Origin of the sequence: Paraburkholderia sp. J8-2 (assembly GCF_905220195.1) — a bacterium.
In the GTDB taxonomy this organism is placed as follows: domain Bacteria; phylum Pseudomonadota; class Gammaproteobacteria; order Burkholderiales; family Burkholderiaceae; genus Paraburkholderia.
The window spans coordinates 23,816-45,383 of sequence record NZ_CAJMZA010000006.1 but is presented as its reverse complement, the minus strand read 5'-3'; the positions used below and the strand labels follow the sequence as shown (position 1 = coordinate 45,383).

The 21,568-nt window shown below is 59.0% G+C and carries 21 protein-coding genes; 4 read left to right on the top strand and 17 right to left on the bottom strand.

What is annotated here, in order from left to right:
- Positions 1 to 579: 579 nt before the first annotated feature.
- The 5 genes from U5A52_RS15485 to U5A52_RS15465 form a co-directional block, all read right to left on the bottom strand.
- Complete coding sequence (locus tag U5A52_RS15485; protein ID WP_321935211.1) at positions 580 to 1,749, bottom strand: hypothetical protein; 1,170 nt, start codon at positions 1,747 to 1,749, stop codon at positions 580 to 582.
- A gap of 41 nt (positions 1,750 to 1,790) precedes the next feature.
- Positions 1,791 to 2,150, bottom strand: coding sequence for a hypothetical protein (locus U5A52_RS15480; protein WP_321935210.1), 360 nt, complete (start codon positions 2,148 to 2,150; stop codon positions 1,791 to 1,793).
- A 447-nt stretch (positions 2,151 to 2,597) separates the two neighbouring features.
- Complete coding sequence (locus U5A52_RS15475; protein WP_321935209.1) at positions 2,598 to 2,930, bottom strand: hypothetical protein; 333 nt, start codon at positions 2,928 to 2,930, stop codon at positions 2,598 to 2,600.
- A gap of 560 nt (positions 2,931 to 3,490) precedes the next feature.
- A complete protein-coding gene (locus tag U5A52_RS15470) occupies positions 3,491 to 4,693 on the bottom strand; it encodes a Bd3614 family nucleic acid deaminase (protein ID WP_321935208.1) in 1,203 nt (400 codons plus the stop codon).
- 400 nt (positions 4,694 to 5,093) lie between these two features.
- Positions 5,094 to 5,264, bottom strand: coding sequence for a hypothetical protein (locus U5A52_RS15465; RefSeq protein ID WP_321935207.1), 171 nt, complete (start codon positions 5,262 to 5,264; stop codon positions 5,094 to 5,096).
- 286 nt (positions 5,265 to 5,550) lie between these two features.
- Between U5A52_RS15465 and U5A52_RS15460 the strand changes: the two genes are divergently transcribed.
- A complete protein-coding gene (locus U5A52_RS15460) occupies positions 5,551 to 7,302 on the top strand; it encodes a hypothetical protein (protein WP_321935206.1) in 1,752 nt (583 codons plus the stop codon).
- A gap of 391 nt (positions 7,303 to 7,693) precedes the next feature.
- Here U5A52_RS15460 and ligD read toward each other — a convergent pair whose 3' ends face one another.
- From ligD to U5A52_RS15445, 3 genes are read right to left on the bottom strand one after another with little or no spacing between them, the layout of a single operon-like run.
- Positions 7,694 to 9,601 (bottom strand): DNA ligase D, encoded by a 1,908-nt coding sequence (gene ligD, locus U5A52_RS15455; RefSeq protein WP_321935205.1) that lies wholly within the window; start codon positions 9,599 to 9,601, stop codon positions 7,694 to 7,696.
- A complete protein-coding gene (locus U5A52_RS15450; RefSeq protein WP_321935204.1) occupies positions 9,598 to 10,557 on the bottom strand; it encodes a MerR family transcriptional regulator in 960 nt (319 codons plus the stop codon). Before U5A52_RS15450 ends, ligD begins: the two co-directional genes overlap by 4 nt.
- Positions 10,554 to 11,465: a Ku protein gene (locus U5A52_RS15445; protein WP_321935203.1), complete on the bottom strand. Its 912-nt coding sequence runs from the start codon at positions 11,463 to 11,465 to the stop codon at positions 10,554 to 10,556. The genes U5A52_RS15450 and U5A52_RS15445 overlap by 4 nt, the downstream gene beginning before the upstream one ends.
- Before the next feature lie 192 nt (positions 11,466 to 11,657).
- On the opposite strand from U5A52_RS15445, the gene U5A52_RS15440 reads away from it, so the two are divergent.
- From U5A52_RS15440 to U5A52_RS15430, 3 genes are all read left to right on the top strand, one after another.
- Positions 11,658 to 12,119, top strand: a complete 462-nt coding sequence (locus U5A52_RS15440; protein WP_321935202.1) for a hypothetical protein — start codon at positions 11,658 to 11,660, stop codon at positions 12,117 to 12,119.
- Entirely contained in the window at positions 12,116 to 12,679 is a 564-nt protein-coding gene (locus tag U5A52_RS15435) for a hypothetical protein (protein WP_321935201.1), read from the top strand. Before U5A52_RS15440 ends, U5A52_RS15435 begins: the two co-directional genes overlap by 4 nt.
- A gap of 386 nt (positions 12,680 to 13,065) precedes the next feature.
- Entirely contained in the window at positions 13,066 to 13,581 is a 516-nt protein-coding gene (locus U5A52_RS15430; protein ID WP_321935200.1) for a hypothetical protein, read from the top strand.
- A gap of 238 nt (positions 13,582 to 13,819) precedes the next feature.
- Here U5A52_RS15430 and U5A52_RS15425 read toward each other — a convergent pair whose 3' ends face one another.
- From U5A52_RS15425 to U5A52_RS15385, 9 genes are all read right to left on the bottom strand, one after another.
- Positions 13,820 to 14,761: a hypothetical protein gene (locus tag U5A52_RS15425; RefSeq protein ID WP_321935199.1), complete on the bottom strand. Its 942-nt coding sequence runs from the start codon at positions 14,759 to 14,761 to the stop codon at positions 13,820 to 13,822.
- A gap of 67 nt (positions 14,762 to 14,828) precedes the next feature.
- Positions 14,829 to 15,161: a hypothetical protein gene (locus U5A52_RS15420; RefSeq protein WP_321935198.1), complete on the bottom strand. Its 333-nt coding sequence runs from the start codon at positions 15,159 to 15,161 to the stop codon at positions 14,829 to 14,831.
- A complete protein-coding gene (locus U5A52_RS15415) occupies positions 15,158 to 15,787 on the bottom strand; it encodes a hypothetical protein (protein ID WP_321935197.1) in 630 nt (209 codons plus the stop codon). Before U5A52_RS15415 ends, U5A52_RS15420 begins: the two co-directional genes overlap by 4 nt.
- Before the next feature lie 18 nt (positions 15,788 to 15,805).
- Positions 15,806 to 17,305 (bottom strand): hypothetical protein, encoded by a 1,500-nt coding sequence (locus tag U5A52_RS15410; RefSeq protein ID WP_321935196.1) that lies wholly within the window; start codon positions 17,303 to 17,305, stop codon positions 15,806 to 15,808.
- A gap of 711 nt (positions 17,306 to 18,016) precedes the next feature.
- On the bottom strand, positions 18,017 to 18,376 hold the full coding sequence (locus tag U5A52_RS15405) for a hypothetical protein (RefSeq protein WP_321935195.1): 360 nt from the start codon (positions 18,374 to 18,376) through the stop codon (positions 18,017 to 18,019).
- A gap of 135 nt (positions 18,377 to 18,511) precedes the next feature.
- Positions 18,512 to 18,847: a hypothetical protein gene (locus U5A52_RS15400; RefSeq protein ID WP_321935194.1), complete on the bottom strand. Its 336-nt coding sequence runs from the start codon at positions 18,845 to 18,847 to the stop codon at positions 18,512 to 18,514.
- 103 nt (positions 18,848 to 18,950) lie between these two features.
- A complete protein-coding gene (locus tag U5A52_RS15395) occupies positions 18,951 to 19,544 on the bottom strand; it encodes a DUF262 domain-containing protein (RefSeq protein ID WP_321935193.1) in 594 nt (197 codons plus the stop codon).
- 314 nt (positions 19,545 to 19,858) lie between these two features.
- Positions 19,859 to 20,392, bottom strand: a complete 534-nt coding sequence (locus tag U5A52_RS15390) for a hypothetical protein (RefSeq protein ID WP_321935192.1) — start codon at positions 20,390 to 20,392, stop codon at positions 19,859 to 19,861.
- 178 nt (positions 20,393 to 20,570) lie between these two features.
- Positions 20,571 to 21,353 (bottom strand): hypothetical protein, encoded by a 783-nt coding sequence (locus U5A52_RS15385; protein WP_321935191.1) that lies wholly within the window; start codon positions 21,351 to 21,353, stop codon positions 20,571 to 20,573.
- Between the last annotated feature and the right edge of the window lie 215 nt (positions 21,354 to 21,568).

Below are 21,568 nucleotides of genomic sequence, written 5' to 3'. Positions count from 1 at the left end.
ATGGCTGAAGTTCCGGTGTACCGTTCCCATTTGGCGCTCTGTTCAATCTCGACAAGAGTGGGTAATGGACTATCTGGAGCGCGCAACTCAAGAGTCGCCATTTGCGGACGCTTCACGTTCTTGCGAAGAGGACCTGCCGTACATCGGTCCCTTTGCGGCGCAGGCCAACGCGAGCGCGACCCAGTCGAGTGCTCCAACCGTTTCGACTGATCCAATCGCTGCCAGGCATGCGCGCTCGCGGAGCGCCGGTGGCGTTGTCAGCGCAATCGTCCGTGACCGTGAGGCTCAGATTGTCCCGGCGGCCGGGCTTGCCATGGTCGCCGTGTGGATCGTGAGATACCCTCGAAGCTCGTGCGTGGTGCGCGAGGCAGTCGGGCCGCGAAACCGGATGACGGTGAGGCGTGATTTTGCCGGGCTGGAACGTCGGTCCCACTGGTCAAGTCGTCTGTAGCGACTGCGCGTATGCTGAAGCTCGGGGCAGGGCCGGTTCCTTCGCGTCGACTGGAGTGCGTGGCTAGGCGGTGGGCGGGCATGAGACTGAAGCGGTTCATTGCTGCAATCGGTCAACTCGAGAACGCGCTATCCTGGGCCGCCCTCATCCTCGTCGTCAGTCTCCTCTTCGTCATCATCCCCATCGTCGTTCTCTTTCTCACCGCCTTCTTTGTCCGACCCTTCGGTGTCGCCACCTTCACTTTTGGTACGCGACGCGGTGGTCGCTCTTTGAAAGTCGGAAAAATCCTGTGGGTAGTAGTAACGGAATTGCCGGCTCCAGAGTTGCCAGAATCGCCTCTGATTCTCCTCCGTATCCGGCAACAGGAATCCCAGCTTCTTCGTTAGGGCGCCGAGGTAGAGGTCGTAAGCGCTCCTGTATGTCTCGCCCCACCATGTCAAGGCCGACTGAGTCGCCAGGAGATAAAACGCCCAGGAAGCCGCGAAGGCGATAGCGATAGTGATGGTGAACTGGGTGAGTGAGGGGTCCCAGGTGTAGTGGTTGCCGACAAAGCGGGCAATACCTCGACCGATTGCAGTTGCTGCTATGACGAGAGAAACGACATAGAGGCTAAGAAACATGTCAACCGACGCACGCGCGTCCGAGAGAACTTCCTTGTAGTCTTTCGATATGACGTCAACCAGTCGCGGCCACATGACAACCGAACTAACGTTGTACATCTGATGCGGGTACATCTCAAAGCAGCGGATCACGTTCCCGAAGCTGGTACCTAAAATGAACTCTTCATTCTCGTAGTCGTAATAGTGCCGGTTGGATTTCTCAAGCAAATCGTTGCACTCAACTCGTAGTTTCTCTCTTCGGTAATAGCATTCCTGAAGCGCGTTGGCGAGCCGCCTACGCGGCGGCCCCCCATCGGTCAGTTTGCGTAGCCTCCTTATCTTGATGTCCGTTCTATCAAGTTGCCTGCGGGCGTCGTTAAATGGCTTTCGAAGCTTCCTGCTTCGACGGACTTGCCACTGTATGCAAAACCTGTTGTTGAAGGGGCCAACGTATCCTTCCAGAAGGCGGTATGTCAGGTCGTTCAGTGCCATCAGGAACACGGCGACCGCCCAGATAACGAACAGCGCCACCACCACATCCCCGAAGCCTTTCTCGCCCTCTTCGGCAGCCTCCAACCAGCGACAAAGCAGCGGAAGGTCGCGATTTGCAAAAATAAAGGCCATCAGGCCGAGAAGTGATGGCAAGAAAAACCCCATAACAAATGGCTTATCGGCAAGCTTCGATAGTCCAGAAAACATTGAATGTCCCTTTGTTGGTATGGTCTTTTTGGCACAGCTAGTTAGTTTTTCTTCGACGGGCTCGCGACGTCGAAGCCGGTGTCAGCCGGTGTGTCGCCACCAGGTTGGCGCCCAATCGCGAGGGAATTGCTACCCCGGGTAACCGCCACCGTTCCGCTCTCGAGAGCGTTCTTCGCTGCTTGGGATAAATTCCCGCTGCTCGTGGCGATGAGCCACCACGCTAAGAAGCCACACACGGCAACGATGAGACAAACCAGGACGAAGGGACGTAGAAGCTGGTGAAACCGCATTCTGGGCGTCGCGGCAGGCGTCCTCTTGTGATACAGCGACCGATAGACCAGCACCAGCACGCCAGCCACAGCCGCAAGGCTTAGGGCCATCTTTACCAGCTCAGCGCCCATTGGGTAGCTCCTTTGGTCTCAACGCTTACGTCATGGCTATCTTGTCGGGTGCGCTAGGTCGAAACCGGTGTCGGCTGGCCGGTCTTCTCCAGGTTGGCGTCCAATGTGTTGGCTCGGTTCGAAACCCGGGTCCGCTGGTCGGATGGACGGGGGCGACGTTAGACCGTCCTGCCGCTGTTGAGGCGCCCTCGGCGCACGGTGGGCGTCCGCCTGTTGCGATTGCCGGTTTTGCGCTTGCTGGAAGGCTTCGTCGGCCTTCGCTGGGTCAGCGCTCGTCATCGCGCCAGTATCCGATCGAGCGAGCGGAGAGCCCACCAAGGCTGCTGCTGCCGACAGGAGAAGCAGAATGGCTAGGCACGTTTTCTTCATCAGTGCCTCCGTGGAGGGTAGTTGTGCGTCCAGGACGCCGTTCTGTTTGACCGCGCGAAAGTGGTCGCGCGGTTTTAGTTAGTTCTTTTTTCGCGGCATTGTGACGTCGAAACCCGCGTCACCCGGTGTGTCGTCGCCGGGCTGGCGGCTGAAATTGGTGTCGTGCTCTTGGGGAGCGGGTTCGTCGTCGTGTTCAATGTCGTCGTCGTCGTGTTCAATGTCGTCGTCGTCGCCGGGTTGGGGGCCGACGCTGGTGTCACGGTCTGGGGGGGCGGGCTCTTCGAGGTCGTCGTCATCGGCGTCTGGCCGCGATGGGTCGTTCCGTCTCGGGGTAAGGGAGTAGGAAGGGTAGAAGCGCGTGATCTGCGGATGCTTCAATGAAGCGTCCGTTGAACCTTCAGAAGTGTCCATACTGGCAGCTCCAACGTTGCTGCGTTGTCGACGATTGCTACTGAAGTCTAGATAGTGATTCTCACCCCCGCAAGCCGCCACCACCAGTACCGGACGAGCGACTGAGTCGCTGCCGGCGGTGCCTGCACAGCAACGCACGAGTCACCCGGTCGCCCTCAGAACGTCGCCACGGTGACGCCGCCTGACCGGGCAAACTGGCGCATTGCTGGCGGAACCCTGCGCGCAACACCCAGGGGTTACGCGAGACCCGCTGCCCGCCCGTCGACTGCGGGAGGGGGCAATCGAGAGATCTTCTATAGTACGCCTCAGACATCTACCAGCTCGAAGGCTTAGCGCTCGCAACCGTTGGAAGTACGCACGTCAGCGTGCTCTGTGGATGATGTTGCGGTGAGGCGGAGGCGGCCCAGGCTTATTCGCCTTAGGGCGCATGCAGGGAGGCGATCACCATATCGGCACTCGGGAGGATGGCACCGGAAAAACGTCTGTGCCGGAATGCTCATTGAGGGGCGGGCGCGGATGCGGAAGGCGGCGTACGCGGTTCGCACGAACGGCTGGGATACTCAGAGACGCTCAAGCATAGGTTGAAGATGCTGGAGCACCCTGAGAACCTCAGGGTGTTTGACATTCTTCCCTTGTTCATATCGCTTGAGCTTTCTATCGATCGAATATGACGCGGCGAGCATTTGATTGCCAGACTTCGTCGTGTCGAGAGCATTCGTCATACCTTGGTATTTGCTCGTTGCCTTGTGCGTCTGCCATGTACTGTCGAGCGCCTGTGCTATTTCCCCCGTCTTTTGACCGGTCCCCCAGTCATACATCTGCAACGACTTGATGGTGGGCCCCATCTGCGAGAGCTGATGCATTCCGAGCGTCGGTTTATCCAGGTGCTGTGCGTGAGTGCCAGGATCATCTTGCGCAAAGATTACCTTGCAATAAGGGAATGCATGCGCGATCATTGCTGCGCACATTTTGCATGGCTTTAATGTTGTGTATATGGCAACCACACCCTCACGTCCTTGCGCAAACGAATCGAACTTTGACATGTATGCCTGAACGAGATTTACCTCGGCATGATAGGTCTCGTTCTTCGCTTTCATGTTTTCAGCTATTGCGAGCACTCGACCTTGCGAACTGACCAACAGGGCAGCGATACTGTGTCCGTGGTCTTTGATCATGCCGGCGCCTTGGCTCGTGTGTCCGAGCATGGCTCCACGAAACCCCGCTCTTCGGTATGCCGCAGCCATATAGAGGCGATGAACATGCGTAGCGTTGCCTGAAATGACGTCGACGACAGGAATTTCCCCGGTTTTCGGGTTCGCACAACCCGCTAGGTAGGGCCTATCGAGCACAAGCTTAGGGTCAATCGCTGTGAAGCGCACGGTTTGTGCACGTTTATAAGCTGCCTTCACTGCACCATCGCGGTCCGGGTCCTCAACGTCATAGATTTCATCTTCCTCGAGTGATCTGAGCGAGACCGGGGTGTTTTTAAACTGGTTGATGGCGTAGAAATACTCAAGCATTCCTAAGCACATCATGGTTGCAGGGGATTTCAGCGTACTATTGCAGACGACAAAGTTTTTTGGCGAAAGTTTACGATCGCATACACCCTGAATCAGATTTATGATCGGCGGCCACGATTTATATGCGGGTGCGTAGAATATCTCGTCTGGAGTGCTCTCAAAATAGCCATACGCAATGTTGGCACTCCCCAGCAGATCTCGCAAATGATTCATGATACATGCGTGCTCGATATCGCTAAGCATGGGAGATTCTCCGCTTTGCACGTCGGCGACTGAGGTCTAACCGCGCGTCAAGCCGGTTGAAGACGCTCGCTAGTTACGGATTCTGTAAAGCGTTATAGGCCGTGCAGCACGCCTACACTACTTGATGACTTTAGGATAAGTGCGAAGAAATCACCAGGGGCGACGATTTTCGTCAGAAAGAAAATGCGTATTGAATTTGCTATTCGCCTGGCGTGAAGTCTCCAATCTTTTTCGCCACCATTACCGGGTGGCAGTACTTCAGGCTTTTCGCCAGAGCTTTTTCAACGCTGTCGTATCGGGTTCAGGCGCTCGAATGCGCCCGTGATGGTCAGTCGCGCGCTCGTGGCGTCGTTGGTGTAGACCCCTGCGCCCGTCATTAACTTCGGTGCCGGCGGCAGCGTCACGCCGTCGGTGCCGACCAAAGGCCGGTCGTATCCGACTGCGCAACGAACTCGGTCACGGCGACGGCCAGGATGACGGCGACCATCTGCAGCAGGATGGGGATGCCACGCTGGCGGGCCGCGCGGCAGAGGCCGCGCGAGGCGGCCGGCAGGGTATGACGTCGGGACATCGAACACTCCGTCTGGGGGCGCCTGAAGGTCATGACTGCGTGACCGGGCGAGCGGCAATCGGACGGTATAGTGCTGCCGCGGACGGATGACGCCGGAACTGGCGGGCACGTACTCCGTATATCTCGGGGACCCATGGGCGGCCCACGGACGTTAGGAAACCCGTTGGTTTTCGCGCGCAATGGCCCGCGTGGCGGCGCGTGTCTCACTAGGTTATCGTACGGGGCTGACACTGCGTCGATGCGGGAGGCCCAGATGTGCCTGTTCCGGCTTTGCGTGCTCCTAGTCATGGTCGCGCTCTTCGGGAGCGGCCAGTTCAATCTGGTGCATTCCGCCGAGTCTAATGCGCAGGACATCTGCCTGCACCACGAACCGGATTGGAGCGTGACCGAGCGCAATGTCTGGGCTTCGGGTTGCCGTCCGATCCAAACCTACGCACGGTGGTGCAGCGAACTACGAGGCTTCCGCGAAGCCTTGATGCCCCCTCGAAGGCCACCACTTCGCGAACTGGCGCGGCCAGGTGAATTCTTCCGTCTGGGAGATAGAATTACAAGTCCTCCAGAGCTTGCCTATCTTACCGCTCACGGTGACACGTACGCGCGCTGTTTTGATGGTCCCGGGCGTGGTCCGCGCTTCTACGCAGGGACAACACAAATAGGCGGCGCAATGCAATCCTTTTCAGGAATGGACTGGAGGCACTCTTGCAGCGGCTCGCCTTCAATCATCTCGGCCGCTTTTGTGTTTACGCTGCTGACTAAAAGCCCATATCGTGAGCGAGTGGCCGAAACGGGACTAGTGCTGAGAGATGTGCGGATAATCGGCGACCTTGACCTCTCACAGCAGGCCATCGGAGGAGACATTCGGTTCATCTGCTTTTCGTTTGAAAATTCCACTTCGTTTTACCAGGCCAAGCTAGACAAGCTTAGCTTCATTTCCGGACAATTTACCGGGATCCCTAATTTTTCGGGTAGCCGAACTACTTGGCTGGAGGTGGACGACGTATTCTTATCCAGCTCGCCGCCTGTTTATGATTTCTCGTTTATGTCCGCTCATGAGCTAGATATTGGCAACTTAAAGCCGGAAGGGTCCGTAATTATTTTGGAGTCTGGTAGCTTCGAAGGCATGAAACTCTTCGGCCTTAACGCCGATAAGCTTGTTGCAAGCAAGCTTAAAGTGCAGGGTGACGTGACGCTGACCGGAAGCGCCCGCGAAGTGTCTATGTCAAACACCGATATTGGCGGTTCGTTGAATTTTTCCGAGTTGGACTTCACCAACTTCGACGCATCGAGTAGTCGCATACATGAACTCGATATGCAACCCCGTCGCCACCCTATTCCCGCAGTCTCTCCACCCACGGAACAGAATGACGGTTCATTTCTGAACCTCGCCGGCACGCATATAGACGAAATTCGCACCGCCTACGATGAGGAAGCATGGCCTGATGTAATCATCCTGTCTGGTTTTTCATTCAATGCTTTTCGGGTAATGGACTCGAGCTTGACCATGATACCGATAGGCCTAACCGCAAAAAAATGGTTTCCTTCCTGGCTTGAGCGGGCATCGATATTTAGTTACGACGCCTACGCCTATCGCGTAGTAGCAGATTTCTTGGAAAAATCAGGAGAAACCGAAGCTGCCGCGGCGGTTGGATTTGCAGGAAAGAACAGGCAAAAGACCGAGACCTGCATCGGTCTGCTGAAACCCAACGCATACGACTTCGTGTTACCTTGCGCCTATCTGTGGCTTTCCTGGGCGCTGGTTGGGTACGGTTACCGGCTGTACCTGTCAATTCTCTGGGCCGCGTTTTTCGTCACTGTCGGCACGATAGTCTTCAAACACATGGAGGACGCCTATTACAGCAAGGTGCCCATCGGCCTTGCCTACAGCTTCGACATGTTCCTGCCGCTCGTCAAACTGCGGGAAGAGCACTACAAACTCGATGTGAAGTCTCGCGCCCGGTATTACCTGTACGTCCATAAACTCGCAGGATGGGTGCTCGGTTCGTTCATCGCCGCGGCACTGACCGGGCTGACCAAGTGATGGGCCAGGCATTCGCAAGGGGCATGGCCTATGTTGGCGCGCCCACGGGCGGCAGCGGGAATCTCAAGACTACAATCGCCTCACAACGAATTCAACGAGCTACGGGGAGTACGCAGCGTGTGACGGGTGCCGCGCGCAGGATGCCGACGACGTCCGATGGCGGTCTCTCTGCCTGCACCTGCCATTCTCCTCGAGCATAAACGGCTGCCAACGCGTGCCATTTTGCGGCCGCTGTGCGGTACGAAGCTACAGGTTCTTTGCGCTTTCACGCCTGCGCCCAAATCTCGGGCCACGCTTGTATGCGGCCTTCGCACATACTCCTAGACCTGGAATTAGGCACCTACGAAGCGTTTTAGCCCAACGGTCGAGTGCATGGCGTGTCGGGATTTTGCTACGGTAGGTCAAGCGCATCGAGCATCTCGAGCGTTATCGTTTGACTTACCTCTGGGTATCCTGCCCACGCGTCGAATCCAAGGCGGCGCTGCCGGACGACAGCTGATTGCATTGACCATTGCGCGCCGCCGGTAACGGCGTCCAGTTCCTCCCATGACACCGGCATCGATACACCCATGCCAGGGCGCGCACGCACCGAAAACTCAGCAGCAGATGTTGCGCCCCTGGCGTTGCGCAGATAGTCGATAAAGATTCGTCCGACGCGATTGCGCGGTCCGGAGACGGCCGAGAAGCGATCTGGAACGACGTGCGCGACGTGCCGCGCGAGTGCCTTTGAAAATGCCTTCACCTCTGACCACCCCAGCTTACCAGTCAGGGGGACCACGATATGTAGTCCCTTGCCGCCGCTCGTCTTGACGAACGAGCGTAGCGTCAACTCGTCGAGGACAACTTTCATCATCTGCGCGGCCTCGAGCATTCTTGACCAAGGCAATGCAGGATCCGGGTCCAGGTCGAAGATGACGCGATCGGGGTGTTCGAGGTCGGGCGCGCTCGCGTTCCACGAGTGCAACTCGATGACGCCCATCTGCGCTAGTCCGACTAGCGCGCGCGAGGTGTTCGCCAGCATCAGGGGCGCTTGATCTGGGTACGTCCCAGCGCGCAGTTCTTCAACACCCGGGATCGGAGCGCGTTCGGCGTGCTTCTGGAAAAACATCTTGCCTCCGATACCCTCGGGCGCGCGTACGATTGAAAGCGGGCGGTTGTGGATATGCGGGAGCATCCACTCGGCGATTGCCTCGTAGTAGCGAGCGACCTCCAGCTTCGTATGGCCGGAGCTCACATCGACGACACGCCCAGGGTTGGAGATGCGCACACCTGCAGCGATAGCCGCCCCGCGCGCGGCGATGGTCGGCTCGGTAGCTTCGGGGTCTATCGCTACCTCCGCGGTAACATCACGGGCATTCTTATCGGTTCGCATGCCCTCAAATATTGGATGACGCAACTTGCCCGCTTTGGTCCATTCTACAAACGAGACCTCGCAAACGAGTTCCGGGCGCAGCCAGATGACGGAGTGTGCATCCCGCGGCCGACCCTGGAATGGCGATCCATACTGGGTGAGCTCACGCGCGCGAGCGAGGAAGAGGTCAGTACCTCGCCCCTTAATGGTCGGCTGCACGCGCCCAACGTAACGTAGATCTCCGTCTATATCAAAAAGGCCCAGCAGCAGAAAAGCGATGCGTCCGGTAGTTCCGTCGCCCCGAATAAAACCGCCAATCACGAATTCCTGGCGCTGCCCACACTTGAACTTCAGCCACGTCGCGGTGCGGCCCGACCGATAGGGCGCGTCCGCACGCTTGCCCATTAAACCTTCGAGCTTGAGGGTGCGCGCCGCAGCGAGAAGCGATGGAAGGTCATTGGGAAACGCCTGAGAGACGCGCAAGTGCTCGCTGTCGACGTCACGCATGACGTGCTCGAGCTTCCTGCGGCGCTCCGCAAGCGGCAGGGGCCGAAGGTCGACACCATCGAGCCACATCAAATCAAAGACGAACATGACGATGCTGACGGTGCGCTTGCGGTCAAACGCGTTCTGGAGGGCATTGAAGTCCGGGCGCCCAGTCTCGCTCAGCACAGCGATTTCGCTGTCGAGCCACGCCTGCTTCACCGGCAGCCTGTCCAGTTCCTTCTGCAGGTGGCGTAGCTTCTGCGTCCAATCGTGGCCGCCGCGGGTGATGAGACGCACATCACGGGCGTCGATACGCGCGAGCATCCGAAAACCGTCAAATTTGATCTCATAGACCCACGCTCCACGCTCAGGGGCTTGCTTTGCCGCGCTTGCGAGCTGCGGCTCGATGCGCTCTGGCATCGTCGAGGGCTCGATCGGCGGATTCGCCTTCGGATGTCTCATGGGCAGGCACGGATATTGATGCGACGCCAGGCGCTCAGGTGACGGATAACGGCTTGCGTATCATCTTCGAGCTTGTCCATCAGCGATCGCAGCCGCTGCAGTGCCTCGTCGTGACCAGGGTTGATCTTAAGGCAATCGATATACGCCTTCGCCGCGTCATCGAGCCGACCCTTGTCTTCGAGAATGGAGGCGTGTGCGCAAATCGCATCCTCGTTACGGGCGTTGATCTCGAGGCACTTTAGATAGCTCGCTGCGGCGTCATCGACTCGATTCAGAAGCTCAAGGAGCACGGCCCGGTTGTAGTGGAGCAATTCGGCACCGTTGAAGTGCGTCAGCGCCTTGTCGAAGACTGCCAGTGCATCCGCGCTGCGCGCGTGGTCGCGCGAGATTAACGCGCCGAGGTTCGCGTATGCCATGTAATGGGGCTCCGGCGCAACTTCGAGCGCCTTCCGATACGCGTCTTCGGCGCCGACGCCGTCGGTGTCCTGCAGTTCCTCGGCGAGCGCGTACCAGTCGGCGGCTTGCCGCCGGCGCGAATTGACGCTCGTAGGCGCGCTTTGCATTGAGGCGATGGTGCTTGACTGGGGCGGATCGGTGAAATCGAACAGTTGCTGGTCGGAGGATGCATCCCACAGCGCGTTCCCCTCCCGCACGGCCACCGCACCGCCGACGGCGACGATGCGCATGCTCGTCAGTGGGGTTCCCTCAGGGTCCGTGTAGCGGATTCGGTTGAGCGCGTCGAGAATCCGGCGGCTCGGAATGCCGGCCGATTGCAGTTCGAAGGCCGTTCGCAGTAGTGAGACTTCCCGGAAGCTAAAGCGCATCTCATTGCGCGGCCCGCGCACGGGGCTCACGAAGCCTGCGTCAATGAGTCCGGTCAACACCCTGCGCGAAACGCCAAGGAGGGACTGCAGGTCGCGCAGCGAGTACCCCTGCGCGTGCTGGTGTCGATTCACCGGCGCGCCCGCTTCGCTGGCGCAGCGTCAGGCGCGGCCTCCGCCCGCTTTACAGATCGCTTAGGCTTCACCGGTATGGGGGCAACTTCAGCCGCGTTTGTCAGCGGTGCGTCCTGCGTAGATCCCGGGTCCTTCGCCTTCCCGCGTGTCAGGCTCGCACGCAAAGCTTCCATGAGGTCGATGACCTCCCCTCCAGCCGCTACCGTCTCTTCGGGCGGGGCTACGATCTGCTTACCGGCGACCTTTGCATCGATAGCTGCGAGGACCCGCCGCTTCTCCGTATCGACGTACTGCTTGGGGTCGTAGGTGTCGAGCTCGCCCTGCTCGATGATCTTTTTTGCAAGGTCCAGTTCGGCCTGCGTCACTGCCACATGTTCGATGTGCAGGTCGCCAAGCGATCGGACTTCATCAGCCCAGAGTAGCTGCTGGAAAACCAGCCCGTCCTCGACCGCACGGATCTGAACGATGTGCGTCTTTCCCTTGCTGTTCCATCTTGCGAGCGCGCAGTGCTGGGTTTCGCGCAAGGCGTCCTGCAGCAGTGAGTAGGGCTTCGCACCGCGCTTGTCGGGCGCCACGAAGTACGCTTTGTCGTAGAAGATCGGATCGACGGATTTGTCCGGCACGAACCCGAGGATCTCTACAAGGTGACTCGGGCTTTCTTCGATCGCTTTGAGTTCGTCACGGTCGAAGGTTACGAACTGCCCTTGCGAGAATTCGTATCCTTTAACCATGTCTGCGCGCTCGACCCTCTCACCTGTCGATTTTGATACGTATTGCTGCTCGACTCGTGATCCGTCGGGCGCCAGAAGATTAAATTTGACGTCGGATGAGGTTTCGGTGGCCGAGTAAAGCTTTACGGGGATTTGAACCAGGCCGAAGCTGAGTGCGAGGGATGCTATCGAGCGCATGACCGTCTCCTTACTGGCCGGCATAAGTGATGTGCGTATGACCGGCGCACGTGCGCGAAACATGCAGTCATTATGGAGCGATTCCACCGCTCAGTCTCGGCAGATGCAGGCGGCACGAGGGACGTTCCCGGTCGCGCAGCGACGCGCAACGCTCCCTATAATGCGGGAGTTGCCGTGCGCCGACGCCAGGGAATGAACAATATGGTCGACCTTCGGAAAGTCTGGAACATTGTGTCAATCGCCTTGGGATTCGCACTTCCGTGCCTGCTGGGCGCCTATGAGGCGAGTCTGCGAACCATGGCGGGTGAGCCCGATCTGCGATTCTTCCCGCCGTCGCTGGCGTCGGCCGGACTGGCGCTACTGCTCCCCTGCTTTCCGATCGACAGCCGACCTGAGCCGGGAACCACCCGCGAGGCGCTTCTCGCCGCCAGGCTTTACAACTGGAACGCCTGCGTACTGGTTGTGGCCGGCGCCTGGTTTCTCCTCGGCGCTCTTCTGTGGGTCGTGGTCCTTTCATTTTCGATAAAGGGGACGTATCCGACCTGGTGGCCCGAATGGAGCCTCGGTGAGCGGCTCGGTCCGGCCGGAACCCAGAGCGTGCTTTACTACGTGATCGCCGTCGTGCTCGTGATTTGCAAGCTGGCGGCGGCATGAACGCCTTCCTCACCTTCATTCAAGGCGATCCGGCAGTGGTCGTCCTTCCCACGTTGGGCCTCGCCGTCTCGCTAGCGATGGTGCGTCTCAAGCGTCGTTACGTACGCGGCGATGCAAAAGCCGACCGTGACGCCTCCCAGGATTGGATTTCATTCGCCGGGCGGCGAGAGGCGACAGTTAGCCGAAACGGGCCCGCTGTTGACGAGATCGCCGACGAGTTAGTTGCTGTTCTAAGCGAGCTCCACGGCCTGAGGGACACATTGCGATCTCTTTCTGATACGACTGTTCCGCCCGCCACGATCTTCCTAACCTTGCGCAGGCGCGTGGACCTGGTGGACAGGAAGTGGAACGCGGCGATGAGGAGCGTCATTCGTGCAGACGCCCCGGCCTGGTGGGACGCAGCGCAGGCGGCTTACACCGAAGTGCAGGAGGCGGTCCTCCTTGTGCTCGACGAAGTCGCGGCGCGCTATGACGAGCGTATCGATGTGGACGTTTCCGTGGCGGTTCAAGCCATCGGGACCCTTGAGGCGCATATCAAGAGCGTTGTGTTTTGGCGATAACTGTGCCGACAAATGCGGGTGACTCGCGCCAAAGCAATGCGGACTACAGCAGACGGGCGGCGCTAGGCTTTTGCGGAGGGGGGCGAAGAATCGCATGTGCCGCATTGACGCCCTGGTGTTGCTGAGAGCCTCGGAGCCGCTGGTCGGAACACGTTATCCTCGAATGGATCAGTATGATTTTTAGCGGTCGCTGGCGACAAACCGCCGCATACGATTTCCTTACATTCACATTTATAGTTGAAATGTCAACCTGATCCTCGGTTCCCTTTTGAACTCCCATCGAAGGCAAGGTTGCTTTCGTTTGGGTTCGCGCGAATTCCGCTCAAATCCGACCATTTTTTACCATCCAAAGATTCTTCAGAGCTTCTACTGCAGGACAACTAACGATGATTTACACCGTTGTTTTCTCTATCGCCCTGATCCTCCTGATTGTCTACAACAGCACTCCGGGTGCGAAGGCGAAGCGGGCCATCCGTGATTTTCGCTGGCGCTGTTCACGTCATGCCGACACGATCCATGACTACGACGAGCGCGTGCACTATCTACGCGAGGCCGCATATATGCGCGACTGGATTGTGGCTTCTTCGGTCACACCTGATGTACCGTACAAGCTCGCACGTATCGATACGGTCACGCTAGAACTGCGATCAGACCACGAGACGGAATTCAACACGGATTCCCGGGTCTCACAAGCGAGTGGGGAGCGGCGAGCTACTGGAGACGTGCGTTGCAAGCCAGTTCCGACCGTCGAGCCTGTGGCGGCATCGGTTGCGCGCAAGCCCGAAACCAAGGCGCAGACTCTGAAGACCGGACCGCTCGGAGCGGCACCTGCTTCATTGTCGCGCAAGCAAGAAACGGTGCGTCGCGAAGAGCGCCTTGAGCCGACGTGGAGGGCAAAATAATCATCTTGATGGATGGTGGCCTGCGCCACGTTCGGAGTGCCACACAAAGTGAACGCACAAGACAATCCTCGCGACGCTCGATCGCCGGTTCACTCGGCGGGCACCTGAGGACCTATTGCCTGCGAGAGCCGAGAGCAACTTTCTCATAGGGAGTTCTGCGCGCAACGCGTCGATGACGGATGTCCCCTTGGCGGGCCGGCATTTCGCGGCGGCAGTGATGAGTATGTGCACGCGGGCGTTACTGCTGATCCTCGACCGGCTCAACGGGCCCGTCTTTCGCTTGTTGCGCTGCTTGCGCCTTTGCCTTTTCAATTGCTTCTTGCGCCTGTTGCGCGTTGTACGCAACAACGGCGGCGGAAATGCTCTGCGACGGCGCGGGTGAAGTTGGGGATCGTCCGGGCACCTTAAATCCGACATAAACGAGACTCGACACGCCCATCAGGTACAACGCCTGCTCGCTCAGAGGAACGTTGCAATCATGCGTGGCGCCCACCTGAATAAAGAAATAGGCTCCGTAGACCAACGTGAAGAGCACCATCTGGAGGCGATGGAGGCTGTTTCCGTTTTCGTCTACGAGGAGGTCTCTGAGAAATTGAGTATGTGTCGCGGTCCGCCTGTTTCGCTCGATCACCACGGCGGGCTTGGTCATGGTCGCCCTGTACCGGGACCGTTGCTCCTTTAGCGTCTGCAGTTGCTGGCGCGCGAGTGTGCCAGTGACACCGCCAGCGGAGCCCGCCGCGACCGGTAGTGTCGACGCGATCTGCCTGTTCAGGCCCACAATGGCTCTCGCGCTAGCCCGAAAAGTTGCCGCAGCGGTTTGCACCATTGAGTCCTTCTGGGCATCCACAGCCGCAGAAACAATGCCTGTCGCGCCGCTGATTCCCAGCAACGCCGCCAGGTTGCCATTGATGTTGCCTTTAAAGTTCTCGGGGATGCCGCCCTTCACTAGGTGGAACGCATCCCACGCATAGATGCCAAGCACCCAGAACAGGGCGCCGACAACCAGCACCGTCCAGAATGCCATCTGGACTCTAGCAAGGCTGTATGACGTCGTCTGTCGATCAGGGTTGTCCGGCGTGGGGCCATCGCGCAGGATTGGAAAGCTACGGTCGAGGATGATGACGAGGGCTCCGCAGGCGAGAACAAGCAAAAGGTACGGGAGCATCGTTGATATATTCACGACTTTTCTCCTCAGTGAAGCGGTGATGGCGCGCCATTTGCGCGGTCCGGCTCCAAGATCGCGTGGGTTAAGAAACTGCGACCCCGCGGAATGTGCCTACGGCCTCTGCGGCGCCCAGTATGATCTGCGAAGTTGCGGCTGAGTCGGCAATCTGCGTTTCAAGACTTGTGAGGAGGCCATCAAGTACCGCGATCGAATCTGGATCCATTTGTGGCACCGTCGCGGGCGCTCCGTAGGACAGGTAGAGGTTGTGAAGAGCCTCTTCGTAGTCGGTAACCGCAGTGAACGCATTCGGGTCGTCAATTGGTCTAAGCGCAATGGCATCCGCCGCGTCGCTGAGGGCGGTAATCTGCCTCAAGATCTCGGTCTGCATGTCGGTAGCAGTGGTGACGTCGCTCATGATTTCGCTCCTGGTTTCGCCCCTGGTTTCGCGGGCTCCGCCGCGGTTCCGCCTGATGCTGCTCCACCAGCCGCAGCGCCGCTAGCCGCAACGGCGCTGGCTCCGGTGGTCGGTGAAGCGGCGGGGGCGTTCAAACTGGTTCCCACGCTCTGACCATAGGCCACCAGGAATTCAAGGTTTTCCTTCCGGCCAGGCTTTTTCGAAAGGGCGGACAGACTTGTTGCGACTGCGGCAAGCTTGTCGGTCGGCAGTTGGGCCGGCGACGGCTGCACGGGTGCCGTTGTAAGCTCGGCGGACAAGGATGCCGCTCCCTGGCTCTGCAACGTTGAAAAGACCGCTCCGGGCGTTGTGCAGGCCAGGAGTGCCATCACGTTTTCCGCCTGCCCGGCGGTAGCAAGGTCTCGAGATGTCTCGGCCACGCGTTCACCGTTGATGGATGCCAGTCCTTTCTGGTAGTTCGTCAAGTCGGCCTGCAGGTTGGTCAGGTCGACCTGGAAAGCCGAGACGTACTTGGCCGTGACCCCCGCGGAGTCTGCCAACCGGTCACTGGCGCAACCCGCGATCGCCACACAGGCGGCGATGAGGTATGGCGCCCCAAGACGACGCTTGCGATTTGCCGGGATCATGATCGAAGTCTCCAGGTGTCACTTCGCGGCGATCGCGATGATGCCGAATGCCTGCAGGAACGCTGCGATCGTCGAAGGCTGCACGCCACCCTGACCGTACGCGCCGATCTCATTGATCACGATCTCGATGACCGTGGCACGTGCATTGGCGACCTGCTGCGTTCCCTGAAGCCTCTGGCTGAAAGCGACGTTCGAAGCCTTGACGAGATCCACACGCGCCACGCTCAACCCGTTCGAGAAACTCTGGTTCACTGCCACGAGAGCTTTGGCAACGGCCTCCTGGTACTGTGGTGAGCACCCAGCCGAGCGATCCGTGAGAGCGCGCCCGAACCCGGCATTGAGGCACGCGGCGCTGGGAGGCGGCTTGCTTGTCCGCGCATCGTTAAGCCGCGAATGAGCATCCAGGAGATACCCCAGCTCGAGCACAAGGTGGTCCCGTTCGTCGAGGCGTAGCGCCGCCTGTTGCTTGATCAAGGCAATCTGGGTTTCAGCGACATTCCCCACGGCATTCTGATAGGCGAGCGCCACGGAGGTCACGCCAGGGTCCGGTGGATCGTTGAGCGCCGCGAGGCCTGCCGAGATGTTCCCGATTGCGGCAGTAACCTGCCTTGCTACCGGGTCCGGCTTGTCACCGGCGCAGGACTTCCCTGCCTCCGCTGCGATGACATCGCAGAGGCTCGTCTTCCTGAATTTCACATTTGCCAGGGCCGTGCCCGGCTGCTTGATTCCAAATGCGCCAGCCAATTGATCAGCGGTAGTGAGCGTGTCGCCGAGATCGCGGAGAGCATCGGTCAGGCTGGGCATGGAAGCAGCGATCGGCGCAGACGCTGCCCCTTCAGACGCTGCGGAAGCCGCGGCAGCCAGTACTGCCTTCTTCTTCGCGTCCAAAGCGTCCGCCTGCGCCTTTTCGGCGGCTTCTGCTGCAGACGCTTGTGCATCGAGTACGGCGGCAGCACTCGCCGCTACAGCTATCTCGCCGCGGTAACGTGCAGAGCCATTGCCTAGTTTCGATATGGTGCTCTCCTTTCTGGCCACATTCTGACAGGCGAGGTCAAGCTGGGTAGCGATCTCAAGGATATCGCCGGTCAATCCTGCTGGCGGCGTAAACGGGCAAGCCGTTGATCCTTTCCCCCCCGCCGCGCTGTACTCCGCAGCACGGCTGGCGACGTACATCTGGAATATCAAAAGATCAGCCGTGAGCACCTTTAGATATCCTGAATTCTTCAGCACATCCGCCGTTGCGTCTGAGGCGGCCGCCGCTGATACCTCTGATGCCCCTGTGAGGCCTATCACCCGGTCTGAAATGTACTGCTCCAGGACCTCTATCGAGGTTTTGCGGCCGGCCTGCTGGAGCAGAAGTGGCGCAAGTAGGGCATCGCGCGCGGCGTTCTCGCTTGCGATCACGTTTTGCACGGTAGCTGAAGCGAGCGCATTCTGCGCGGCCACCGAGGACGCGAGGGCGTCCTTGATGTCGGCCGACTTATAGGTGCTGACGACGTTATCGGTCTTCTTCTGCAAGGCGTCGTCGTGGAGGTAGGTACCGCAACCCCCAAAAAACGCACACGCCATTACAGCCAGGCGTAGCCTGGCGCGTGGCCAGGCCATGCCCGCCGAACTCATCACGGATCTGATGCGATGCATGTTCACAACCTCTCAGGCGGCGACCTTCCGCTCTTCTGGTGCGAATGCAGTGTTCGCCCAACGCGTGTTCTTAGGCATCTCAAGCGGCAAATGACCACGCGAATTGCGAACGCAACCAATTGGCATATTTATGGCAGACGTCAAGGGAATGGTGTGCAGACTACTGACTTCGCGTATGCGCGTTGGCGCACACTTCTCGAGCTAGTGCGTGTTTTCCCTGACGCTAGCCAGAATTAACGTTAGGGGTACGTAATGTAATCGTGGAGGAAATGCAGGATATAGCGTGCCGTGCCACTAGCTGTTTACCTCACCTCCATTGCGCTATGCGGCAAGCCAGCACGAGTTACGTTCCCGTCCTTCCGCGAAGGATGCGATCTTGCCTGCGGCATCCTCGTTTTGGACAACGTGAATCTCGGTCGTTCCTTGCCGAAACGCAAAAAGCCCGCCGACTCCAAGGAGTGCGGCGGGCGTGGTCATAAATGGATCTGTCTTCCTTGTCGCTGCATGCGACGGAATCCCCCGATTGGACCGCGTGCATGCGGGCCGCCAGGAGGGTAACAACGAGCGGCCATGGGAATCGGCGAGCATTCACTGATCGGCGCCAACCGGCCTCGGCTGTAGCCCACCCGTTGCCTGTACACCGATCGCTGCTGGTTTGCCGAAGCGCCCGAAGTCGGGCACTCCACCGAGGCTTTCGAGGTAGGACTCGGGGCAAACACCATTGCGTGGCGCGAGTTCGCGGAACTCGTCGAGTACCTTGGTCGATTTTTCGATCATGGGCGAGCGATCACGCAACTCGAGCGACAGGATGAACCCTGTGCCGCGTGCGCGCTGGATATTGGTGAGGGCGGCTTCCTCTTCGCGCAAGCGGGAGAGTGCGAATTCAAGGTTCCACTTCACGTCCGCAGGGACCAGGCCGGCGGACTTCGCTTCGATGGTTGTAGTCAAGATTAACACTCCATAGCCGGACAACCGGCGTTGAGAAGGAGTGAGCGTGAGCTCTCCGGTCACGTGGACGGGAAAGCATTTCCAAGTCGCTGATTTGGGGCGCGCCACTCCCTGTCGGGGTGGCGCACTCGGTTGCTATCGCGTGAGTCCCGCGCATTCCAGTGCTTTCGGCCACCAGCGCCGCGCTCGATCGTTTGCCGGGTGCAGGCTGATGTTCGTGAACGAACCATCGTGCATGTCGCGGCCACCGTACGCGGTGATAGAGCCGTTGCCCCCGTCGCTTAGTTCCGCGTGGAGATAGTCGGATCGCAGGCGGTCAACGAGCCCACGAAACGAGTCTTCGACGTTTTCGAAGTCGAAGCCGGTTTCGGCGGGTTCGCACTTCGCAGCGGATTCGTCGGTGATGATCTCGAAGGTCTGGTTAAAGCGCATCGGTTCCAGTGCCATGAGCGTCTCTTTCTTCTGATTCATGTTCTCTCCTTTTTGCCTATAGGCTGGTTAAAGGAGTCGAGCGCGGGGCTCGCGCCGCGCGTAACGCTGCGGGAGATGGACGCTGAGGAGGGAACTCGAGCGTCTATGGAGACGCCCGTATCCCCGCTGCGGGTGGAGTGGTTACGAGACCTCGCAGATCCCCGACCCAGGGGTCTAGGCGCGCGAGATCGGAGTTCGTGTGAGGAACGCCACCGAAGTTCAGGCGACGGTACAGTTCCTTGAGTGTCGCCTCGTTGTCGCCCGGTATTTCAATCCATGGGAACGCGACATGCAGGAACCGACGGCGTCGATCGCGCAGAGGGAGATCCGGGAAGCGGATCTGGCCGAACACAGCAAAGTCCCCGGCATGAAATCGTGCTAGCGCTGTCAAACGTTGTTGACCGTCGATCAGCAATGCTGAGAGCGGCATCGGCCCGTCGTTATCCCAGTCGGCCTTGCTCGCAACGAAATGGCCGGTTCCGAGACCGAGGAAAATTCCCTCGATAAAGGCGATCTGTCTCGCCTTCTCCCATACCGGATCACGCTGCCACTGCGGAATCGCAAAATTTCCGAGCTTGCGCAACGAGGGGTGCCCCGGATGATCGGCTACGCCAATTCCAAGCGCGAACTCGATATTGGTCTGGCGTGGTGTGCCGGCGAGCAGCGGCTCGGGCAGCGAGGTGAAATTGCTGTTCAATGGTTCTCTCCAGTTGCCAATGAAGGCGATCTAAAAAGGAGAGGGCACTGGAGACTCCCGGTGTCCGGCTGAGCGCATGCTCGGCGAGACTCTGTCGGGTTTGTTGTGGCGCGGGGCGCTTGGGGAGGCATTCTGGTCGTGCCGATCGAACGGCTTGCTCGATTGTACATGACTCTCTGTGCGACCGTACGCCATGCATACGGAGGGGGCGCCGCCCGCTCGCTATCGAGGGCGGGCGGCGGGCGGGATTTCCGATAGATGCTGCAAGGCGAAGTTGGGATCAGGAACAATCGCGATTTCCGTACCACTAGCCCTTAACCTACAAGAGCACGACTTTCCTGGTAGTCGTATTCAGGCCGGAACCGACGATTCGAATTCAACGTGTGGACGGTACGCAGTCCATCCTCGTCGCGTGTAGTGATCGACATCGTGTATCGCCCATTTGAAAGGGTCCGGCCAATCACCCCGGTGTCGGCGTGTGCATAGAACTCATCGTAGGAGAGGTGCATCGCCGTTTTGTATTCACCGACGATGTGCACGACGCCGTAGGTGCCATGGGGTGGCAGTTCCCCACTGAGCGATAGTCCAACGCCCTTGACCCAGGCCAGAAAGTTCTCGCGCTTATTGAACGCGATATGGGATCTGCCGCACGTGTGCACAAGATACCAATAGTCGCAGGTACGATCGTGCCCCTCCTGATTGCGCGCGATGGCCATCATTTGCCCATATCGTCTTTCCGCGGGCCGACACGCACATTGATCGATCAGGCGGCTCATTTCCTCTGCGCTCCCGGTTCGACCCGGCTCGATCATGTTGCTCAACTCCGGCGACGTGTTCTTGCTGGTCATATTTTTCTCCTTAATCTGCCGCATTGAGTGGGCTAGTTAAAAAGGAGAGAGCGCATCGCTCGGCCAGACATATGCCTGGCTGAACGAGCAGCGGTTCAGCAACCCGGAAGGGGCGTTGTCAATTGATTCAAAGCGAGAAGCGGGAGCGCACCGAGATGGCACGCTCCCACGACTGCCGTTACCCCTGTTGCATCGCGGCGACCAAATGTGCCGCGCGCGCAGCGTCGAGATCGGCTTGCTCGATGTCTTCGAGCTCGACTACCTCGAAGAACGCGCAGATCTGTTCGACTACAGTGATGCGGTGAGGGCGGTCGCGAAAGTCGACGTCCCTGGAGGTGACGAGATCGTTCGTGCTATCCGTGTCGTCCTCCATTGCATGAATGACACGGAGATCGCAGGCAAGAACTGCGGAGGTCACGTCGATGGGCTCGGGATCGCCTACGGGGCGGAAATTGAAGTCTTCGGACTGGAACGTCGCGATGATCTCCCGCGTACCATACTCGATTTCGCTCACCGGATCATCCTCGGTGTTGGCCTCGGCGGCAAGCAATGCCTCGTAGAAGCGATCAGGGTCGTCGACGACGAGCTTTACATCACCTTCTGCGCTGACAAAGGCTTTCAGCTTGAGCAAGACGTCCGATGAAAGCTTCAGGCGGTAGTCTGATCCGCTTGTGACCGCCACGCCCTCGCCCAGATCAACTGCGCCATCGATGAGTACGTCGACAGATCCCAGAAGAGCGCCGTCAACCCATAGCGCGCCTGTGGCGGCCCGCCCACTGTCCTGTGAGAGGAGGGCGAAAAGGCGTGCGAGATTCTGCGCTCGAGCGACGCTAGGCGCGCTCTCGTGGTCATCAGTGTAGATATCGCCGATACTCGCTGCCGCCGCGATCGCGTGCGAAACGATACGCGAGGCTGAAAGGAGCGACGCAATCAGGGCTTTCGTGCTTTGGGTGCAAGTCATTATTACTCTCCGTGCCATTTGGCGTTGAAAAACGGGAGAGCGGAAGGCTCGGCTGATGTCAGAATCAGCGAAGCGCAGGACGGCCCAATTCGGGCTTCGAAGTCTGCGTTGCGAGAAAGTGGGAGATGACCGCGCCAAAGGGCAAAGGGCTGGCAGGGTTAAATCTGAACTCGCTCGGTTGCTTGCGGCGCAACGGGAACGATAGGGCGAGTACC